This window comes from Streptomyces sp. LE64, from assembly GCF_052606915.1.
Window position 1 is genome coordinate 1,418,439 of sequence record NZ_CP199708.1, and the last position, 17,684, is coordinate 1,436,122.

Sequence of the window (17,684 nt, forward strand, 5' to 3'; positions counted from 1 at the left end):
GGCTCACACGGTTCGCGAGCCGGCGACAACCGTCGTCCAACCGAAAGCGCCCGCCGGTTGGACGCGCTGCGGCCCGTGCCGGGCGCCCGCCCGAGGTCCTCAGCCGCCGTTCGGCAGACAGGGGGGAAGTCCGTGGACCCGGAGCGCGGAGGGGAGGTCGTTGCGTCCCCGCACCCGGAGCTTTCGATAGGTCTTGGTGAGGTGTTGTTCCACGGTGCTCATGGTGATGAACAACCTGCCCGCGATCTCCCGGTTGGTGCACCCGACGGCGGCCAGGGTGGCCACCCGGCGCTCCGCCTCGGTGAGTTCGGACGGGGCGTCCCCGGTGTCCGGGTGCCGGGCGACCGGCAGTCCCGGGGGGTCCCCGCGGTGCTGCGGCACCGCGGCGGGGGCGCTCGCGCCGCCGCCGGCGGACTCCCGGACGTGGTCGGCGGGCCGCCCCGCGCCACGCCGCAGGTACTGCTCCTCCATCAGGCTGCGGGCCTCCTGGACCCGTCCCATGGCGACCATGGCGGTGGCGGCGTCGTTGCGCCAGTCCACCAGGTGCGGGACGTCGATCCGCCACTTCGTCATGAGCTCCCCGCAGGAGCGGAAGTGGGTCAGGGCGGTGTGCGGCCGGCCCACGGCCAGGTGGTAGCGGCCGAGGGCCTGGAGGTAGGGCAGGGCGAACGGGGTCTCGAACATGCCGGGCGGCACGGGGGTGTTGAGGAGGGGCACCACGGTGTCGTAGGCGCCGGTCTCGGTGCCGGAACGGATGGCCAGGGCCAGTGGCAGGCCGACCGCAACTCCCCAGGACGCCGGCGCCACCAGCCGCAGGACCGTGCGGGCGGAGGCGGCGGCCTTGACGGCCTCGCCGTGGCGCAGGGCCGCGGCCGAGCGGACCGTCTCCAGCATGGCCCGGCGCATCGGCACCCGCTCGATCCAGCGCTGTTCCAACAGGCGGTCCGACCAGGAGACGGCGTCGTCCAACCGGTCGGTGTGGATGAGCAGGGTGAGGGCGAGGAGGACGGCGGCCAGCGGGCTGCCGGCGCGGGTGCTGCGCAGGACCTGGTCGACGCCCTGCGCCTCCTCCCCCTCGCCGGTCCCCCCGGTGGACAGGTCGAGGAAGGCCCGGGCGGCCAGCGGCCCGACGCCGGTGGCCGCCCCGTCCGGGGGGCCGCAGGAGGCCCCGTGCCGATCGGAGGGGTCCGGGACGCAGAGGGCGAGCGCCGACCGGACCAGCCGCACCCCGGAGCACCCGGGGGTGGTCGACACCGCGGACGGGTTCCGCTCCTCGTGGGCCTCGATCTGCTTCAGCAGGGCGTCGGCCCGGGTGAACTCGCCCCACCAGATGAGGTGTTTGACCGGCACCAGCGCCTCGGGCCCGGTGAGCACCCCGTAGCGGACCAGTCGGACCAGTTGGTCGAGGTGACGGGTCGCCTTGGCGGGGTCGATGTGCCACTGCGCGTCGGCGAGTTCGGCGGTGACCTGGGCTTCCCCGGTCCGGTCGGGGCAGACCCCGGTGGCGTGCCGAAGGTAGCCGACCGCCGCGACGACGTCACCGGCGAGCATCGCCTCCTCGGCCGCCTGCCGGAGGATCTCGACCCGCCACGGGGTGCGCTCCGAGTCGTGGGCGGCCATCAGCTGGCTGCCCACCGCGACGGCCGGGGCCCCCTCCTCGTGGAGGAGTTCGGCGGCCCGGCCGTGCAGGGCGCGCAGTTCGGCGGCCGGGACGTCGGCGAGCACGGCCAGTCGTGCCTGATCGTGCCGGAAGCGGTTGGCGGCCAACAGCCCGGCCGCGTGCAGTCCGGCGATGCTGGCGCCGACCAGGATGCCGTCGCGGCCGACGAGTTCCCCGACGAGGGCGGGCGCGGCGGAGTCCCCGAGGACGGCGAGGGCTCGGGCGGCACCCAGTGCGCCCGGGGCGCACCGGTGCAGACAGCGCACCACGGCATAGCGGTACGCCTCCCCGGGCTGGGGTTCGCCGGGGGCGGTGCCGCTGGTGGTGCGGTCGTCGACGAGCGCGTGCAGCAGCAGCGGGTTGCCCCCGCTGACCCGCGTCCACAGCTCGGCCTCCTGGTCGGAGGGGGTGGCGCCCAGGCGTTCGCGCAGTTGCTCGGCGACGCCGTCCGCGGTGAGCCGGGCCAGTCGCGCGGTGTGGCAGTGAGCGAGGTGGAGGATCTCCGCGTGCAGGGCGACCAGGGTCCGGTCGTGGCCGGTGCACTCGTTCATCACCATGAGCACGGCGGAGGAGTCGATCCTGCGCACCAGGTAGCCGAGGACCTCCAGGGAGGCGGCGTCGGCGAAGTGCACGTCGTCCACGCCGACGACCAGGGGCCGGCGTTCGGCGAACGCGCACACGGCACGGGAGAGCCGTTGGAGCAACGGCACCGGCACCGGCCCGGCCGACGCCGGACGCTCCGCGGCGGCCGTGCCGTCCGCTGCGTCGTCGGCGAACGGATCGGTGGGCATGCCGGCCGTGCGCAGGGCGTTCACCAACTGTTCGGCGAGGCCCAGGCGGTGGTGGCGTTCGCTGGCCGAGGCGGTGACGGAGAGGAACAGCGCGCCGTGCGCGACGGCCCGTTCGGCGAAGGCCGACAGCAGGGCGGTCTTCCCCGCGCCGACCGGTCCGCCCACCAGGACGACGGAGCCGCGGTCGTTGGTGCAGCGCACGTACAGTCGGTCGAGTAACTGAAGGTGGGCATCCCGCTCTGCGAGGTTCACAGGTATCCCCCGTGCCGTATCCGTACGCTCGTCCGTGCTGTCGGCTCCGGCGCCCCCGACTCGCGAAGAGTGATCGACCCGGAGGACGGAAGCGGAGACGCTTTCCCACCCGGAACGACGGGCCTGTGTGTGTGGGGGGGGCCGGCCCGGTGGTGCGCGGGAACCTCCCAGCTGACTCACAGGGTAACCACCGCGCCCGGAAACAGACGCCTCGTCCCGAACTCCTCACCGATCCCGGACGAACCCGGGACGCCGCCGTCGTCCGCACGCGCACGAAGACGACACGGCATCCGGGCGCTCAGACCGGAATCCGACCGCCCGCACACGTCCCGGCGTTCCGGTCAATGGATGTTTGTCGGGATTCTGCCCGAAGTGACACCACCGCCACCGGCCCTGCCCTCAAAGATTCAATAAAAAACTCACACGGTGAATGATTCGTCCATTCCCGAGGTGACCGCGAACGCCCGGCGCATTCCCGCGGCGGAGTTCCGTGCGGCAGCGGGGCGAGTTACACCGGCCGGGAGGGGGCCGGGGTCGTGGCCCACGCGGTGCTCGCGGTCCTGGGCCAGCACCTCGGCCCCGCCGACGCCTACCGACTGGCCGTACGGCTTCCCGACCGCCTTGCCGGGAGCCGCCGTCGCCAGCCGCGCGGCGCTCGCCGTCCTCGGGCAGCATCTCGGCTCCCACGCCGCCTCCGCCTCGCCACCCAGCTGCCCGACTGCCCGTCCATGGGCAGGACGGAAACGACGGCGCCGCTCACCCCCACCGGGCCCTGAGGCCGTCGGGACCTCACCGCCCGGAGCGGCGCTGAAGAAGGCGGCTCACCCCCGGGGCCGCCCGTCAGGGTGACCGCAGGCAGAACACCGAACCGGAAGTAGCGGTGCCCGGTCGGCCTCGTCCGTAGGCCCGGCACACACGGTCAACGGCGCGGCGCGAATCGTCAACGGTCGTGCCCGGGGCCTGGGTCATGATCGGTGCTGCCCGGGACAGAGTCCGCCGACCGGTCCCGGGCGGAACGGAAGGGGAAGCATGAGGATGAACATCAGGGCGGGCGCCGTCACCGGGCTTTCGGTCGCCGTCTGCGGCGCGCTGCTGGCCGTACCGGGACCGGCCGTTGCCGCGGGCAAGGACGCCGGGGTGCGGTTCGACTGCAAGGTCCGTACGGTCTCGGATGACTACGGCATCACGGAGTACAAGGGCTGCAAGGAGGGCTCGAAGCACCGGGTCTCCATCCGGACCAAGGACACCCGGCTGGACGGCTGGCCCTCGATCGCCACGATCCGCAGGGACGGGCACAACATCGTCACCGCACGCGCCGACGGCAAGGGGAAGAAGTCCCCCTGGATGACCACGGGCTGGACCACCAACAAGGGTCCGTACTTCGTCAGCCCGTGACCGGCTGAGGTTGTCACCGGGCCGGGCGCGCGACGCGTCCGGCCCGGTCGCGCACGGCAGCCCCGACAGGCGGAACGCCTGCGGCTCGTATTGGCTGGCAGACTCGGCCCGACGTACGAGCAGGGGGAGGGCCGTTGCTGACCCAATCGGTGATCCGGACCGACGACGTGCCGCCGCGCGACCGGTTCGCCTTCTGGCAGGAGTGCATGACGCGCACCATGGCGCCCATGGAGATGAGCGCGCCGCGGCCGGGCGAGTTCCGGGCCCGCAAACGACTGCTGTACCTGGACGACATCACGCTGTGGCCGACCGATCTCGGCCCCTCGCGCTACCGCCGTACACCCCGGCTGATCCGGCGTTCCGACCCCGGGCTGCTGCATATGACGCTGGTCCTGCCGGGCAGTGGCACGATCCGGGTCGACCACGCCGGGCACCGCAGCGTCAACGAGCCGTACGACCTCTACTTCCTCGACACCTCCCGCCCCTACGACGTCCAGTCCGACGGCGAGCGGCGGCTGGTGGGGGTGGGAGTGGAGATCCCCAGGTCCCGGCTCGGCGTCGCCGGTGAAGGCGCGCTGACGGGTGTCCTGGGGCGGCGGATCTCCGGTCGCCGGGGGTTCGGCGGGCTGCTGACCCGGTTCCTCACCCAGCTCTGCGAGGAGAGCGACGCCTACCGGTCGTCGGACGCGCCCCGGCTCAACGGCGTACTGCTCGATCTGGTCACCGGGCTGATCTCCCATGAACTCGACTCCCGGGGCGCTCTGCCGCCGGAGACCCGGGACCGCCATCTCGTGCTGGCCGTCCGCTCCTTCGTCGGCCAGCACTTCCGCGACCCCGGTCTCACGGCCCGCGCCGTCGCGGCGGCCCATCACGTCTCCCCCCGGCAGCTGCACCGGCTGTTCCAGCCGGAGGGCGTCACGGTCGCCGGACTCATCCGCCGCCAGCGGCTCGAACAGGCACGACGGTTCCTCGCCGACCCGGCCCTCGCCACCGCCTCGGTCCACACCATCGCCACCCGCTCCGGCTTCACGGCGCCGGCCCACTTCAGCCGGTCCTTCCGCACGGCCTACGGAACCTCCCCCACCGACTACCGCCGAAGCGCCCTCCACCACTCCACCGCTCTACCGGGGCCCGGTCCGAAGGCGTGCTGAGGTTGTCGCGGCGGGTGCCAGTACCGTCCGAGTGGTGATCAGTCGTCTGGGCCCTGGGTGTTCCAGAAGTTGCTGACGGTATGGCCGTAGAGGCAGCGGACCTGGGAGACGCTGGTCCCCCCGACGACGGGTCCGCTGAGGGTGAAGGGAACCGGATGCTGCTGCGGATGGAAGCATGAGACGTGAGCCTGGTGCCAGTGGCGGTAGGTGCCCGGCGGGCACACCGACCTGGCACCGACCCCCAAAGCGTCCGCGAACAGTTCGGCCCGGCACGGCCCGGCGACAGCCTTCTCGCTCGCCACTGCGGACGCGGGCGCGTTGACCAGCCCGCCCCCGATCAGCGCCAGTCCTACGGCGGCCATCAGCGTGAATCGACGAGTACGCATACTCTCTCCCATCCAGTTGGCTACCGAGTAACTACTTAGAGCGATGGTCATTCCGGGCCACCAAGGCGGAAAGCCCCGTGAAAGAAGGCAAAATCTGCGCTGCGCCGTATGCGCGCCCCGTCCCGTGTCTCGGGCGCCTGCGGCGGTGCCCCGGCGCACACCGCAGGCCCGGGAGCGGACACGCCGGGGCCCGGTCCCCGCTCCGGGAATGGCGGAGGAACTGGCGGCCGCAGCGGCGACGTCAACTCACGGCAGCCGAAGCGGCCCGGGTGCGGCTGAGCACGACCGGTACGACGACCCGCTCACCACTCTTCTTCGGGCCGAGGCGGCGCCGGAGGAGCTGGCCGCGGCCGACGCGGTGGTGCTGCTCGTCGACCATGACGAATTCGACTACGAGGCGGCGAAGCTGCGCGCCCGATACGTACTGGACTGCCGGAACCGGCTTTCCGGCCCGAACGTCGATGTCCTGTGAACACGGGCTCCGAAGGAACTCGCCAGCCCACCGCCCGCCCGTCGCCGCCATCCTCGGCACGATCAGTCGGGCGTCCCCGGTCGAACCAGTACGCATGGAGGCCGAGGCGAGCCTCCGGACACCCGAAGAAGGGCCCCCGACCTGCGCATGCGCCGGCCAGAAGCCCCGGGCGGCAGACGAGTCGGGCTATAAGCCGGGTTCTGTACCCCGGGACCTCGCGGTCGTCGGGGCGACGGCCATCCATCTAGGACCGGTGTTGCCACCGGCCTCGTGCGGTCTACCCGCGGACTCGGGCGGGCAGCCCTCGAACGTCCGCGCAGGAACGCCGCTCCTCACGGAGGGGCACTCCCTCTTGACCTTGCTCCGGGTGGGGTTTACCTAGCCGCCTGGGTCACCCCAGGCGCTGGTGGTCTCTTACACCACCGTTTCACCCTTACCGGGATCCGTACGGGTACGGTCCCCGGCGGTCTGTTCTCTGTGGCACTGTCCCGCGGGTCACCCCGGGTGGCCGTTAGCCACCACCCTGCCTTGTGGAGCCCGGACGTTCCTCGGGGGCATCGGAGATGCCCACGCGGCCGTCCGCCCGGCTCGTCTGCCGTACCGGACATGCTACCCGGCCGCGCAGGTCAGCGTTCCAGGGCCCGGACGCCCGCCGTCCAGGCCGCCGGGAGGTCGGCGTCCTGCGGGAACCTGCCGTGGATCTCCAGGCTGACCATGCCGTGCGCGAAGGCCCACAGGGCGCGGGCCCGGGCCTCGTCGAAGGCGCAGGCCCGCATCAGCGGCAGCGCCGCCCGGGCCTCCAGCCCTTCGGGCAGCGCGTGGCGGGGCAGCGGGCGTTCGGTGGCGAGGAGGTAGAGGTGCGGACGGGCGAGGGCGTCCGCGCGGTACGCCTCGGCGAGGGCTTCCAGGATCGAGGCGGGGCGGTCCTCCCCCGGCTCCCCGGACGCCCGGGCGAAGCGTTCCTCGGCGGCTTCCAGGGCCTCGGCGGTCGCCAGCAGCCCGAGGGCGATCACCTCGGCCTCCACCGCCGCCTTGTCGGGGAAGTGCTTGTACAAGGAGGGGGCCTTGATGCCCAGGTGGTCGGCGAGGGCGCGCATGGTGAGGGCGGCCGGGCCGGACTCCGCCACCAGGGCTCGGGCGGCGAGGACGATCTCACGGGCGCGGGGGGTGAGCCGGGAGAGCGGGTCCCGCGCGCCCGGGGGGAGCTCCGTCGCCGTGTCCGCCCGCCGTTCAGCCACGCTGGAAGCCTTCCTTCGTCCGCAGTCCGTACCCGAAGGCGCGATCGTACGAGATGTGGGCGAGCCAGCCGCACAGGGCCGCGAAGACGGGCGCCCAGCCGGCGGGGGCGGCGAGGGCGTACAGGGCCGCGAGGGCGAACGGGATCGAGGCCCGGTGCGTCAGGTTGTAGTAGGGAACGGCGCGGGGCGGGAGTTGACCGCGCACCAGGCCCGCGTGCTCCCGCAGGCCCACCAGCATCGCCAGATCGGGGGCGAGGGCGAAGAACAGGGCCGCTCCCCCGGCGGGCCACCCGTGGTGGACGCCTTCCCACACGGCGAACCCGGTCCAGAACAGGGCGGCGGCGAGCCAGGCGGCGCGCAGCGCGGGGGCGGGCACGGCACGGGTGCGGCCGGCGGGGGCCGGAGCGGGGGTGCGGGGCCGGGGGGCGAGGGCGAGGTGGGGCACGGCGGGCTCCTTCAGCGGGCGAGACGGAGGCTAACACCATTAGCTTCCTCTTGAGGCTAACACCATTAGCCACCCGAGAGGGTCTCGGCCTTGACCTTGCCGCAACGTCAGGGTTTCTCCTGGAGGCATGCGGATCGGAGAACTCGCCGCGGTCGCCGGGGTCACCCCGCGCGCCGTGCGCCACTACCACCACCTGGGCCTGCTGCCCGAGCCGGAGCGCCGGCCCAACGGCTACCGCACCTACGACCTGCGGCACGCGGTGCTGCTGGCGCGCATCCGTCGGCTGACCGAGCTGGGCCTCGGGCTGGCCGAGGTGCGGGACGTGCTCGCCGACGACGCAGGGCGGGAGCTGGTCGACGTGCTGACGGAGTTGGACGAGGACCTGGCCCGACAGGAACGGGCGCTGGGCGAACGGCGGCGACGGGTTGCGGTGATCCTGGCCGAGGCCCGCGCCGGACGACTGCGTGCCAACGGCCCGCTGTCCCCCGAACTCACCTCCTTGCTCAGTGAGTTGGACACGGTCGTACGCGATGCGCCGCCATCCCCGATGGCGGTCAAGGACCGTGAGCTGCTCGCCCTGCTGGACACCGCGGCCACCCCGGAGGACTCCGCCCTGTTGATCTCCGCATTGGGCGAGACGGTGCAGGCCCCTGGCGGCGCCGCCCGCGCCCACGAGGTGTACGCCCTCCTGGACGCGCTCGCCGAAGCCGCCCCCGACGACCCCCGGGTGGACGGGGCGGCGCGCGCCCTGGTCGCGTTCCTCCCCCCGGACATGGCACGGGCGGCCCGGGCGGAAGGCCCGCAGGAGTGGCAGGGCGCCTTCGCGGAGGCCCTCTTCGCCGACTTCGCCCCGGCCCAGGCCGCCGCCGTGCGCCGGGCCATCGCCCTCCTCGCCGATACGGCCGATACAGCCGATACAGCCGACACCACGGACGTCACCGAGGCCACGGACGTCACCGGGGCCACCGAGGGCCCCCGGTGAACGCCGCGGGCACCGGGAGCGCTCGACCAGCTGCCCGCCCGCACGGGGGGTGGCGAACGGACCACGGATGCACGGGGAACGGAGGGGACGTGACGGAGAACGGATCGATCGCGACGGGGGACGCCGCCCGGGACGAACGCCCCGGCCCGCCGGCGACTGCGGACGAGGGCCGGGTGCCGGGGACGCTCGGGCGGACGGCTCGCCACGAGGCGCGGGTCCTGGCCTCCTACGTCCGGTGGCTGGGCCGCCGACCGCAGGGGGTCGGGGCAGGCGACCGTCCCTTCGGCTACGCGCGGGGCCAGGCGGCCATGGTGTACGGCATTGCCTTCGCCTGCCTGGTCGAGACCGTGGGCCTGGTGTACCTGCTGCGCGACCACCCCGTGGCCCACGCGGTCATGCTGGTGTTGGACGTGTACACGGTGGTCATGGTCCTGGGGCTCCAGGCCGCGGCCGTCGCCCGCCCGCACGTGCTCTCCGACGACGCGCTGCGGGTGCGCCGGGGGGCCGCGCTGGACGTGCGGGTTCCGCGGGCGGAGGTCGTCGCCGTGCACCGGAGGTTGCGGACCTCGGACCGTCCCGAGCCCGGCGAGCTGTCGGTGGACGTCGGGGCGATCACCAACGTCACCCTGGAGCTCGGCGCACCGCTGACCCGCACCACCCTGTTCGGGCGGGTGGAACGCTTCTCGGTCGTCCACCTGTACGCGGAGGAGCCGGACGACCTCGTCCGTGCGCTGCGGTCCGGCCGCGGCCCGGGACCCGCCGCGGGCTGAGCCGAACGCGCCGTGGCGCCCGGCCGGCACGGGGGGCCGGCCGGGCGCCGCGGTGTTCGAGGGGGCGCCTCAGACGACCGGGCTGGAGTCGCGGGGTGCGCCCGGGACGGCGGGGGTGACGTCCTCGTCCTCCATGCCCATGTGCAGCTCGGGCGGGCGTCGGGTGAAGAACCGGGTGGTGACGGCGAGGAGGACCACCCCGACCGCCATCCACACCAGGCCGACCACGAAGGTCTCCCCGGTCAGACTGGTCCACAGCCAGACCGTGCTGGCGAAGCCCAGGCCGGGCAGCAGGCCGTTGACGAGCAGGGAGCGGGGGGTGAGGGTGCGGTCCCGACCGAAGAGGTAGTGCTTGATCACGCTCAGGTTGACCATCGAGAACGCGGCCAGCGCACCGAAGTTGATCATGACCACGGCCTGGTCGAGGGTGAGGAACACGGAGAGCAGGGCGACCGCGGAGACCGCGACCAGGGCGCCGACCGGGGTGCCGAAGCGGGGGCTGAGCCGGCCGAAGACCCGCTTCGGCAGCAGCCCGTCGCGTCCCATCGAGAAGATGATCCGCGAGACGCTGGCCTGGGAGACCATCGCCGAGCCGATGCAGCCCATCACGTAGACGGCGGTGAACGCCGAACTCATGGCCGAGCCGCCGACCGTGCTCATCAGCTCCGCGCCCGCCGAGTCGGCGTTGGTGAAGTCGTTGTCGGGGCGGACCAGCGCGCCCACCCAGGCCACCAGGATGAACAGCCCGCCGCCGATCGCGGTGGTGAGGATGATCCCGAGCGGGACGGTCCGGCGCGGGTTGTGGGCCTCCTCCGCGAGGGTGGACACCGCGTCGAAGCCGAGGAAGCTCAGGGCGAGGATGGCGGCGCCGCCCGCCAGCAGCCCCCACTGGTCGGAGGCCGGGACGAAGGAGTCGAACAGCTCGCCGGCCGGGACGTTGGACTTGGCGCCGGCCAGGCCCACGAACAGGGCCAGCAGCAGGGCCGTCACGCCCATCACGATCGCGGTGACCTTGCTGACGAACTTCACGCCCACCACGTTGAACACCAGCACCAGCAGGAGCGCGGCCACGCTCCACACGCCCTGCGGAACGCCCGGGAACTGCGCGTGCAGGTAGATGCCGGCAAGGAGGAACGACACCATGGGCAGGAACAGGTAGTCGAGCATCAGGGTCCAGCCGGTCAGGAACCCGACATGGCCGCCGAACACCTTCTGCGAGTACTTGTAAGCGGAACCCGCCGTCGGGAAACTCCGCACCATGCGCCCGTAACTGTGCGCGGTCAGCAGCATGACCGAGAGCGCCAACACGTAGGCCGCCGGAAGATGGCCGCCGGTTTCGGCACCCACGATTCCGTACGTCGTGAAAACGGCCACCGGAGACATATAGGTGAGGCCGAAAAGAACGATCGCGGGCAACCGCAGCACCCTGTTGAGCTGGGGCGCTTTCTCCGTCGTGGTACTGGACACCGGCTCGTTTCCTCTCCGCGCCCGTCGGTTCAACGGGGGTTCCATCGATTCCCGAAGGGTGGCAAAACCGCGGCGGGTCGGACATACGCATCTGTACGTATGGCGCGGCGGCGCCCCGACCGCCCCGGTGCGGGAGGCACCGTCGAGGGCACGGCACATACGTAATCTTACGGAGTTCGCCGTGCGACCTGGGTCGATACCGTGTTCAGCAACGTGGCCGCCCCGCTCCCGAGGGAGCGTGCGGTGGCGGCCCGGCGAGCGAGCGGAAGGACCCGTACATGTGGCCAGTGGGCTGTGACGCGGCAATGGCGGTGACCGTCGACTTCGACGCCGAGGAATTGTGGCTCGCCGAGGACCCGGCGAACGCCGCCCGTCCCGGAGTCCTCTCCCAGGCCCGGTACGGCGCGCGGACCGCCGTTCCCCAACTCCTGGAAGTCTTCGAAAGCCTCGACATTCCCGCGACGTTCTTCGTCTGCGGCGGAGATGCCGTACGCCATCCGGAGATCCTGGAATCCGTCGTCGCCCACGGACACGAGATCGGCCATCACGGATACACACATCGTTCGCCGCACCTCATGTCCCGCGAAGAAGAGGAATCGGAACTCGTCCGAGGAATCGAGGCCCTGCGCCCGATCGCCGGCGAGGTGCACGGATACCGTTCGCCGTCCTGGGACATCAGCGCGAACACCCTGGACCTGTTGGTCGCCCACGGCTTCTCCTACGCGTCGAACATGATGGACGCCGTGCGCCCCTACACCCACCCCGAGCACGAGCTGGTGGAGATCCCCGTGCACTGGTCGCTGGACGACGCCCCGCACTTCTGGTTCGACGCGACGAGTTGGAACAAGACGATGCGGTCGGCACGGGAGGTGGCCGAGGTGTGGACCGAGGAGACCGAGGCCATCCACGCCGCGGGCGGCCTGGTCACCCTGACCGTGCACCCGCAGATCATCGGGCGCCCCGGCCGGCTGCGGATGCTGACCGAGTTCCTGACCCGGGTGCGCGCCGACTCGGGCGTCTGGTTCGCCCGCGGCCGGGAGATCGCGGACGCCGCGCGCCGGGCCGCGGTGCCGGCATGAACGGGGTGAACGGCATGAACGGGGTGAACAGCATGGACGGCATGGATGGCATGGACGGTGCGAGCGTCCCGCACCGGGCGGACGCCGCCGGCCGGCGGCGGAGCGCCCTGGTCACCGGGGCGGCCCGGGGCATCGGGCGGGCCGTCGCCGAGCGGCTGCTGGCCGACGGCTGGAACGTCCTGCTCGCCGACGTCGACCCCGAGGTGGAGGCGACGGCCCGCCGGCTCGACCCGAGCGGGCGGCACGCCGTCGCCGTGGTCGCCGACGTCACGCGGACCGGGCCGGACGCCGGCGCCGAGCGGATGGCGGCCCGGGCCGTCGAGGCGTTCGGCTCCCTGGACGCCCTGGTGGCCAACGCGGCCGTGGGCGGGCCGGACACCCCGCTGGTGGAGACCCCGGACGAGGCCGTCCGGCAGGTCTTCGAGATCAACTTCTTCGGGGTGCTGCGCTGCGCCCGGGCCGTCGCCCCGCTGCTGGGGCGGGGCGGGGAGCGCGGGCGGATCGTGGTGCTCGGTTCGCTGTTCGCCCAGACCCCGACGCCCGGGGCCGGCGCCTACAGCGCGTCCAAGGCGGCCGTGCAGTCGCTGATGACGACGCTGGCGGTGGAGCTGGCCGCGGTGGCCACGGTCAACTCGGTGGCGCCCGGCTACATCATGACCGAGATGCACCGCGAGGAACTCGCCGCCCGGGCCCGCCGCAGCGGGCGCAGCCCCGACGAGGAGCGGCGGCTGGTGGCCGCGGACGTCCCGCTGGGCCGGCACGGCACGGGGGCCGACGTCGCGGACGCCGTCCACTTCCTGCTCTCCGGCGCCGACTACGTCACGGGCCAGACCATCAACGTCAACGGAGGAGTGCTCCCCTCATGAGCGACACGTCCACCACCCCGCGCCGGCTGGTCGTCACCGGCGCCGGCTCCGGCATCGGCCGCGCGACCGCCGACCTCGCGCACGACGCGGGTTGGTCCGTCGTCGGTCTCGACCTGCGGCCCGACGGGGACGCCCGGTACCCGGTGCTGGCGTGCGACGTCGGCGACGAGGAGTCGGTGCGGGAGGCGTTCGCGGGGGTGGACCGGCTCTGGGCCGGGGCCGCCCCGGACGCCCTGGTGCACTGCGCGGGCGTCTACCGCTTCGCACCGGCGGTCGCGACCGGCGCCGCCGACTGGGACGCGGTGGTGGGACTGAACGCCCGCGGTTCGCTGTTGGTGGCCGCGGCGGCGGGCCGACGGATGGTCGCCCAGGGGGGCGGCAGCGTGACCCTGCTGTCCTCGATCGCGGCGGCCCGCGGCGACGCGGGCGAGCCCAGTGCCGCGTACAGCGCCAGCAAGGGCGCGGTCGAGGCGCTGACCCGGCAGCTCGCCGTGGAGTGGGGGCCGGACGGGGTGCGCTGCAACGCCGTGGCGCCGGGGGTGATCGACACCCCGATGACCACGGTGTCCGCCGACCCGGGGGCGTTCGCGCAGGTCCTCGGGCGGATTCCGGCCCGCAGGCTGGGCACGGCGGCGGAGGTGGCACGGGTGTGCCTGTTCCTCTCCTCCGCGGACGCCTCGTACGTGAGCGGCGTGGTGGTCGCGGTCGACGGCGGGCAGGGTGCGGCATGAGCGCCGGATCGCGGGCCGCCGGGGTGCGCTACGCCGAGCCCTTGGTGGTGCGGGTGCAGGGCGGGCCCCGGGAGCGGGGCCGGCAGTACGGGGCCCTCGCGCGGGAGCGGGTGCGGGCGAGCCTGGCCGCCTACGCGGAGGTGTACGCGAAGTTCGGCGGGTTGACGTGGGCCGGGGCGACGGGGCTGGCGCGGACGTTCGTGCCGGCGCTGGAGCGGTTCGAGGCCGCGGTGGTACCGGGCGGGGCCGGCTACCTGGAGGAGATGCGGGGCATCGCCGAGGGGGCCGGGGTGGCCTTCGCGGACGTGCTGGCGTTGAACCTGCGCACCGAGATCCTGTTCTCCGGCAAGGCCCGCACGATCGCGGCGGCCGGGCGGGCGCCCGGCGGTCGTCCGCCGGCGGAGTGCACCTCCTTCTGCGACCTGCGGGGCCCGGAGCCGGTCGTGGGCCAGAACTGGGACTGGATCCCGTTCTCGCACGGCACCGTGGTGGTGCTGGAGTCCGATCCGGACCGGGGACCGCGCTGGGTGTCGGTGGTGGAGGCGGGGTTGCTGGCCAAGTTCGGGATGAACGCGGCCGGGCTCACCGTCCTCACCAACGCCCTGGTGACCTCGCGGGACGCGGGTGACACGGGGGTGCCCTACCACCTGATGCTGCGGGCGCTGCTGGACGCGCCGTCGCTCGCCGCCGGGGAGCGGCTGATCAGCAGCGCGACGCGCTCGTCCTCGGCGAACTACCTGCTGGTGGAGGGGGACCGGGCGGTGGACGCGGAGACCCGTCCGGGCGGGGCGGCGGAGGTCCACCGCACGCCCGTGGAGCGCGGCGGGTTCCTGGTGCACGCCAACCACTTCCACGGGGGCGAGGGGGACTTCGGCGCGCCCGCCGAGGACCTGGGCCCGCGGGTGATGCCGGATTCGCCGTTCCGCCGGGGTCGGGCGGAGTACGGGGCGGAGCTGATGCCCGAGCCGTCCCTGGCCGGGTGGCACGAGGTGCTGAGCGACCACGAGAACTTCCCGGACTCGTTGTGCTGCCACCCGGACGCCGCCCAGCACCCGCTGGAGCAGGGGTCGACGGTGGCGAGCGCGGTGTTCCTGCCGGCGCGGCGGGAGATGCACCTGGCGCTGGGGCATCCGTGCGCGGTGCCGCGGATCCGGTACGACTACGGGGAGTTCCTGGCGGGTTGAGCCGGGCGGGCCCCGGGCGGTGTCCCCACCGCCCGGGGCCCTCGTCGTCCGGGAGGCGCGTCCCCCGGCCGTGCGGGTCAGGCGGGGAGGAGTTCCTGTCCGGCCGGGGAGAGCCGGTAGGTGCGGATCGGCTGGGAGAGGCTGGCGTCGCCGGACTCGTAGGGGTAGCCGGAGACGGCCTGGCCGGGCGAGGCGAACAGGTAGGTGCCGTTGACGCCCCGGTAGGCCGAGTCCCGGAGGTAGGCCCCGACCGCTTCGGGGCGCAGCGAGCCGGTGATGGAGAACGCCGCGTGCACCATGCGCACCTGGTCGTAGGCGGCGCTGGCCTGGCTGCGACCGGGCGGGACGCCGAAGGCGCGGGCGTAGCGTTCGCTGAAGCGCAGGCCCAGCGGGTCGTCGGGGCGGCCGGTGACGGTGGACCAGAAGACCTGTCCCCCGCGGTGCTCGATCCGACGGGCGAAGCCCGGCACGGAGGGGGTGTAGATGTGGTAGGTCCGCTGGTGGGGGCTGTGCCGGGTGAGCGCGTTCTGGATCGCCGCGGAGGTCTCCACGCTGAGGTGGGAGACGACGACCAGTTCGGGGCGGTCGGCGAGGACCTCCTTGACCAGGTCGTCCACGGAGTCGACGGTCAGGCCGACCCGGTGGGTGGAGGCCACCGTCCACCCGGCCTCGTCCAGCCGGGAGGTGAAGGTGTCGTCGGTGATCGCGCAGCCGTAGCCGTCGAGTTCCACGACGGCCAGCCGGGGGGTGCCGGCGGCGGGGTGGGCCCGGAGGTGGGCGAGGAGCGCGGACTGGTAGGCGGTCTCCGAGGGGCAGGTCTGGAAGACGTGCCCGAAGCGGCGGGGGTCGGCGCGCACCGCGTCCACGCTGCGGGTCCAGGTGTTGGTGTGCAGGAAGGTCCGTCCGAAGTCCGCGGCGAACTCGAAGACGGCCGGGGACAGTGCGCTGACGTAGCTGCTGGTGACGGCGTCCACGTCGGCTTCGGCGAGTTCGGTCAGCGCGTCCTCGACCGATCCGGGGTCGAAGGGGTCGATGTGCACGGTGAGGTGTTCGACGGACCGGCCGTGGTCGTGACGGAGCGCGTTGATGTCGCGGACGGCGAGGGCGGCGCCGCGGGCGGACTCCCGTCCGTCCGCGGCGAACGCCCCGGCGACGACGATGGTGCCGATCCGGACGGTGGGGCGCGGGGCGTGGCCCGGGGCGGCGGGCCGGCCGCGCCGGGCGAGGGGGACGGCGGTGGCGGTGGCGGCGTGCCGTTCGATGTCGAGGACGCGGATGCCGGAGCGGTGCTCCACTCCGCCGGGGATGGGCAGCCGGATGAGGTCGCGGTCCACGGCGAGGGCGCCGAGTCCGGCCCGGGAGTCCTGGCCGAGCTTCTTCAGCAGCCGTTCGACCTGGGTGGTGACGGTGCGGATGCTGGTGCCGAGGCGGCTGGAGACCTCCCGGTTGGAGAGCCCGAGGGCGACCAGCGAGATGATGTCGATCTCGCGGGCGGTGAGGCCTGCGGGCGGTCCCGGCAGCGGCCGGGTGCGCAGGGTGATGACGGGTTCTTCCTGGATCGGGGTGCGCAGGTCCAGGTGGCACAGCAGCCACTGGCCGTCCTCGCACCACAGGAAGCGGGCGTCGGTGAGTCCCGCGGCGTGGAAGCCGGCGACGCGTCGTAGCAGGGCGGGGCCGAGGCCCTCGGGCGCCGGGGGCGACGACAGGGCGTCGGGGTCGGTCGCGGTGACCAGGGTGAGGTCCCAGGACTCCTCCCGCGACGGCGGGGGCTGTCGTGACGGCACGGTCCTCCTCCTTCCGCCCGGGCGGCGGGCTCGGACGCCGACCGTTGTGGCAAAACCCCCGCGTTCGTACCCTAAACGGTCGGCGGGGTGTGCGGCCAGGGACGTTCGCCCCCGGCCGAGCGGGGCGGCCGGAGCACCGGGCGGGGACGGCTTAGGCTGGTCGGCCGGGGCGGTTCCGCCCCGGCCGACCGGCCACCGTCGCCCCTTGGAGATGCTCGTGCTCGTGCTGTTGCCGCCGTCCGAAGGCAAGGCCGCCGCAGGTCGGGGGGCGCCGTTGAAGGCGGAGGCGCTGTCCCTGCCGGGGCTGGCGCCGGCCCGGGAGCGGGTGCTCGACGCCTTGGTGGAGCTGTGCCTCGGGGACGGGGAACGGGCCCGGACGGTGTTGGGGCTGAGCGGGGGCCAGTCGGCGGAGGTCGCCAAGAACGCGGAGCTGCGCACGGCGGGGGCCCGGCCGGCCGGGGAACTGTACACGGGGGTGCTGTACGACGCGCTGGACCTGGGCTCGCTGGACACGGCGGCCAAGCGGCGGGCGACCCGTTCGCTGCTGGTGTTCTCGGGGCTGTGGGGTGCGGTGCGGATCAACGACCGGATCCCGCCGTACCGGTGCGCGATGGGGGTGAAGCTGCCGGGGCTCGGGGCGCTGGGCGCGTTCTGGCGTCCGGTGACGGCCGGGGTGCTGCCCGCCGTGGCGGACCGGGGGTTGGTGCTCGACCTGCGGTCCTCGGCGTACGCGGCGGCCTGGCGTCCGGCGGGCGAGGTCGCCGGGCGGACGGCGACGGTGCGGGTGCTGCACGCGCAGGTGGTGGACGGGGTGGAGCGGCGGTCGGTGGTGAGCCACTTCAACAAGGCGACCAAGGGGCGGATCGTGCGGAGCCTGTTGGCCGCCGGGGCGGACCCGAAGGGGCCGGCCGAGTTGGTGACCGCCCTGCGGGACCTGGGGTACGTGGTGGAGGCACAGCCGCCGGCCCGCTCGGGCGCCCCGTGGGCGCTGGACGTCGTGGTGACCGAGATCCACTGACCCTCTGTTGCGC

16 protein-coding genes and 1 other RNA gene are annotated in these 17,684 nt (G+C 73.5%); 10 read left to right on the forward strand and 7 right to left on the reverse strand.

Annotated elements, in window-relative coordinates; translation table 11 throughout:
- Positions 1-99: 99 nt before the first annotated feature.
- On the reverse strand, positions 100-2,703 hold the full coding sequence (locus ACSMX9_RS06390) for an AAA family ATPase (RefSeq protein WP_445400669.1): 2,604 nt from the start codon (positions 2,701-2,703) through the stop codon (positions 100-102).
- A gap of 1,029 nt (positions 2,704-3,732) precedes the next feature.
- Here ACSMX9_RS06390 and ACSMX9_RS06395 point away from each other — a divergent pair.
- Together ACSMX9_RS06395 and ACSMX9_RS06400 are read left to right on the forward strand one after the other, a co-directional pair.
- Entirely contained in the window at positions 3,733-4,098 is a 366-nt protein-coding gene (locus tag ACSMX9_RS06395; protein ID WP_445400671.1) for a hypothetical protein, read from the forward strand.
- 134 nt (positions 4,099-4,232) lie between these two features.
- Positions 4,233-5,249 (forward strand): helix-turn-helix domain-containing protein, encoded by a 1,017-nt coding sequence (locus ACSMX9_RS06400; RefSeq protein WP_445400673.1) that lies wholly within the window; start codon positions 4,233-4,235, stop codon positions 5,247-5,249.
- Positions 5,250-5,287: 38 nt separating this feature from the next.
- Here the strand turns inward: ACSMX9_RS06400 and ACSMX9_RS06405 are convergent, their stop codons facing one another.
- Positions 5,288-5,635 carry a hypothetical protein gene (locus ACSMX9_RS06405; RefSeq protein WP_445400674.1) on the reverse strand — a complete coding sequence of 116 codons (348 nt, stop codon included), beginning with the start codon at positions 5,633-5,635 and terminating at the stop codon, positions 5,288-5,290.
- 208 nt (positions 5,636-5,843) lie between these two features.
- Between ACSMX9_RS06405 and ACSMX9_RS06410 the strand changes: the two genes are divergently transcribed.
- On the forward strand, positions 5,844-6,107 hold the full coding sequence (locus ACSMX9_RS06410) for a hypothetical protein (RefSeq protein WP_445400676.1): 264 nt from the start codon (positions 5,844-5,846) through the stop codon (positions 6,105-6,107).
- 173 nt (positions 6,108-6,280) lie between these two features.
- Here the strand turns inward: ACSMX9_RS06410 and rnpB are convergent.
- From rnpB to ACSMX9_RS06425, 3 genes are all read right to left on the reverse strand, one after another.
- Positions 6,281-6,698, reverse strand: an RNA gene (rnpB, locus tag ACSMX9_RS06415) — RNase P RNA component class A.
- Positions 6,699-6,733: 35 nt separating this feature from the next.
- Positions 6,734-7,345 carry a TetR/AcrR family transcriptional regulator gene (locus ACSMX9_RS06420; protein WP_445400678.1) on the reverse strand — a complete coding sequence of 204 codons (612 nt, stop codon included), beginning with the start codon at positions 7,343-7,345 and terminating at the stop codon, positions 6,734-6,736.
- Complete coding sequence (locus ACSMX9_RS06425; protein WP_445400680.1) at positions 7,338-7,790, reverse strand: DUF4260 family protein; 453 nt, start codon at positions 7,788-7,790, stop codon at positions 7,338-7,340. The genes ACSMX9_RS06420 and ACSMX9_RS06425 overlap by 8 nt, the downstream gene beginning before the upstream one ends.
- A gap of 127 nt (positions 7,791-7,917) precedes the next feature.
- Here ACSMX9_RS06425 and ACSMX9_RS06430 point away from each other — a divergent pair, with 127 nt between their 5' ends.
- Complete coding sequence (locus tag ACSMX9_RS06430; RefSeq protein WP_445400682.1) at positions 7,918-8,772, forward strand: MerR family transcriptional regulator; 855 nt, start codon at positions 7,918-7,920, stop codon at positions 8,770-8,772.
- A gap of 89 nt (positions 8,773-8,861) precedes the next feature.
- Entirely contained in the window at positions 8,862-9,542 is a 681-nt protein-coding gene (locus ACSMX9_RS06435; protein ID WP_445400684.1) for a hypothetical protein, read from the forward strand.
- 69 nt (positions 9,543-9,611) lie between these two features.
- Here ACSMX9_RS06435 and ACSMX9_RS06440 read toward each other — a convergent pair whose 3' ends face one another.
- Positions 9,612-11,009 (reverse strand): APC family permease, encoded by a 1,398-nt coding sequence (locus tag ACSMX9_RS06440; protein WP_445400686.1) that lies wholly within the window; start codon positions 11,007-11,009, stop codon positions 9,612-9,614.
- A gap of 305 nt (positions 11,010-11,314) precedes the next feature.
- Here ACSMX9_RS06440 and ACSMX9_RS06445 point away from each other — a divergent pair, with 305 nt between their 5' ends.
- From ACSMX9_RS06445 to ACSMX9_RS06460, 4 genes are read left to right on the forward strand one after another with little or no spacing between them, the layout of a single operon-like run.
- Complete coding sequence (locus tag ACSMX9_RS06445) at positions 11,315-12,088, forward strand: polysaccharide deacetylase family protein (protein WP_445400688.1); 774 nt, start codon at positions 11,315-11,317, stop codon at positions 12,086-12,088.
- Positions 12,085-12,954 (forward strand): SDR family NAD(P)-dependent oxidoreductase, encoded by an 870-nt coding sequence (locus tag ACSMX9_RS06450; RefSeq protein ID WP_445400690.1) that lies wholly within the window; start codon positions 12,085-12,087, stop codon positions 12,952-12,954. Before ACSMX9_RS06445 ends, ACSMX9_RS06450 begins: the two co-directional genes overlap by 4 nt.
- Entirely contained in the window at positions 12,951-13,685 is a 735-nt protein-coding gene (locus ACSMX9_RS06455; protein ID WP_445400692.1) for an SDR family NAD(P)-dependent oxidoreductase, read from the forward strand. Before ACSMX9_RS06450 ends, ACSMX9_RS06455 begins: the two co-directional genes overlap by 4 nt.
- Positions 13,682-14,869: a C45 family autoproteolytic acyltransferase/hydolase gene (locus tag ACSMX9_RS06460; RefSeq protein WP_445400694.1), complete on the forward strand. Its 1,188-nt coding sequence runs from the start codon at positions 13,682-13,684 to the stop codon at positions 14,867-14,869. The genes ACSMX9_RS06455 and ACSMX9_RS06460 overlap by 4 nt, the downstream gene beginning before the upstream one ends.
- A 77-nt stretch (positions 14,870-14,946) precedes the next feature.
- On the opposite strand, the gene ACSMX9_RS06465 is transcribed toward ACSMX9_RS06460, so the two are convergent.
- Entirely contained in the window at positions 14,947-16,653 is a 1,707-nt protein-coding gene (locus ACSMX9_RS06465; protein WP_445400696.1) for an ABC transporter substrate-binding protein, read from the reverse strand.
- A 217-nt stretch (positions 16,654-16,870) separates the two neighbouring features.
- Here ACSMX9_RS06465 and yaaA point away from each other — a divergent pair, with 217 nt between their 5' ends.
- Positions 16,871-17,671 (forward strand): peroxide stress protein YaaA, encoded by an 801-nt coding sequence (yaaA, locus tag ACSMX9_RS06470; RefSeq protein ID WP_445402915.1) that lies wholly within the window; start codon positions 16,871-16,873, stop codon positions 17,669-17,671.
- Positions 17,672-17,684: the final 13 nt, after the last annotated feature.

What these genes read in the sequence shown, in the direction of transcription:
- ACSMX9_RS06410 (WP_445400676.1), top strand. Translation starts at nt 5,844, where the DNA reads ATGGCGGAGGAACTGGCGGCCGCAGCGGCGACGTCAACTCACGGCAGC.
- ACSMX9_RS06430 (WP_445400682.1), top strand. Translation starts at nt 7,918, where the DNA reads ATGCGGATCGGAGAACTCGCCGCGGTCGCCGGGGTCACCCCGCGCGCC.
- ACSMX9_RS06445 (WP_445400688.1), top strand. Translation starts at nt 11,315, where the DNA reads ATGGCGGTGACCGTCGACTTCGACGCCGAGGAATTGTGGCTCGCCGAG.
- ACSMX9_RS06455 (WP_445400692.1), top strand. Translation starts at nt 12,951, where the DNA reads ATGAGCGACACGTCCACCACCCCGCGCCGGCTGGTCGTCACCGGCGCC.
- ACSMX9_RS06405 (WP_445400674.1), bottom strand. Translation starts at nt 5,635, where the DNA reads ATGCGTACTCGTCGATTCACGCTGATGGCCGCCGTAGGACTGGCGCTG.
- ACSMX9_RS06395 (WP_445400671.1), top strand. Translation starts at nt 3,733, where the DNA reads ATGAGGATGAACATCAGGGCGGGCGCCGTCACCGGGCTTTCGGTCGCC.
- ACSMX9_RS06460 (WP_445400694.1), top strand. Translation starts at nt 13,682, where the DNA reads ATGAGCGCCGGATCGCGGGCCGCCGGGGTGCGCTACGCCGAGCCCTTG.
- ACSMX9_RS06450 (WP_445400690.1), top strand. Translation starts at nt 12,085, where the DNA reads ATGAACGGGGTGAACGGCATGAACGGGGTGAACAGCATGGACGGCATG.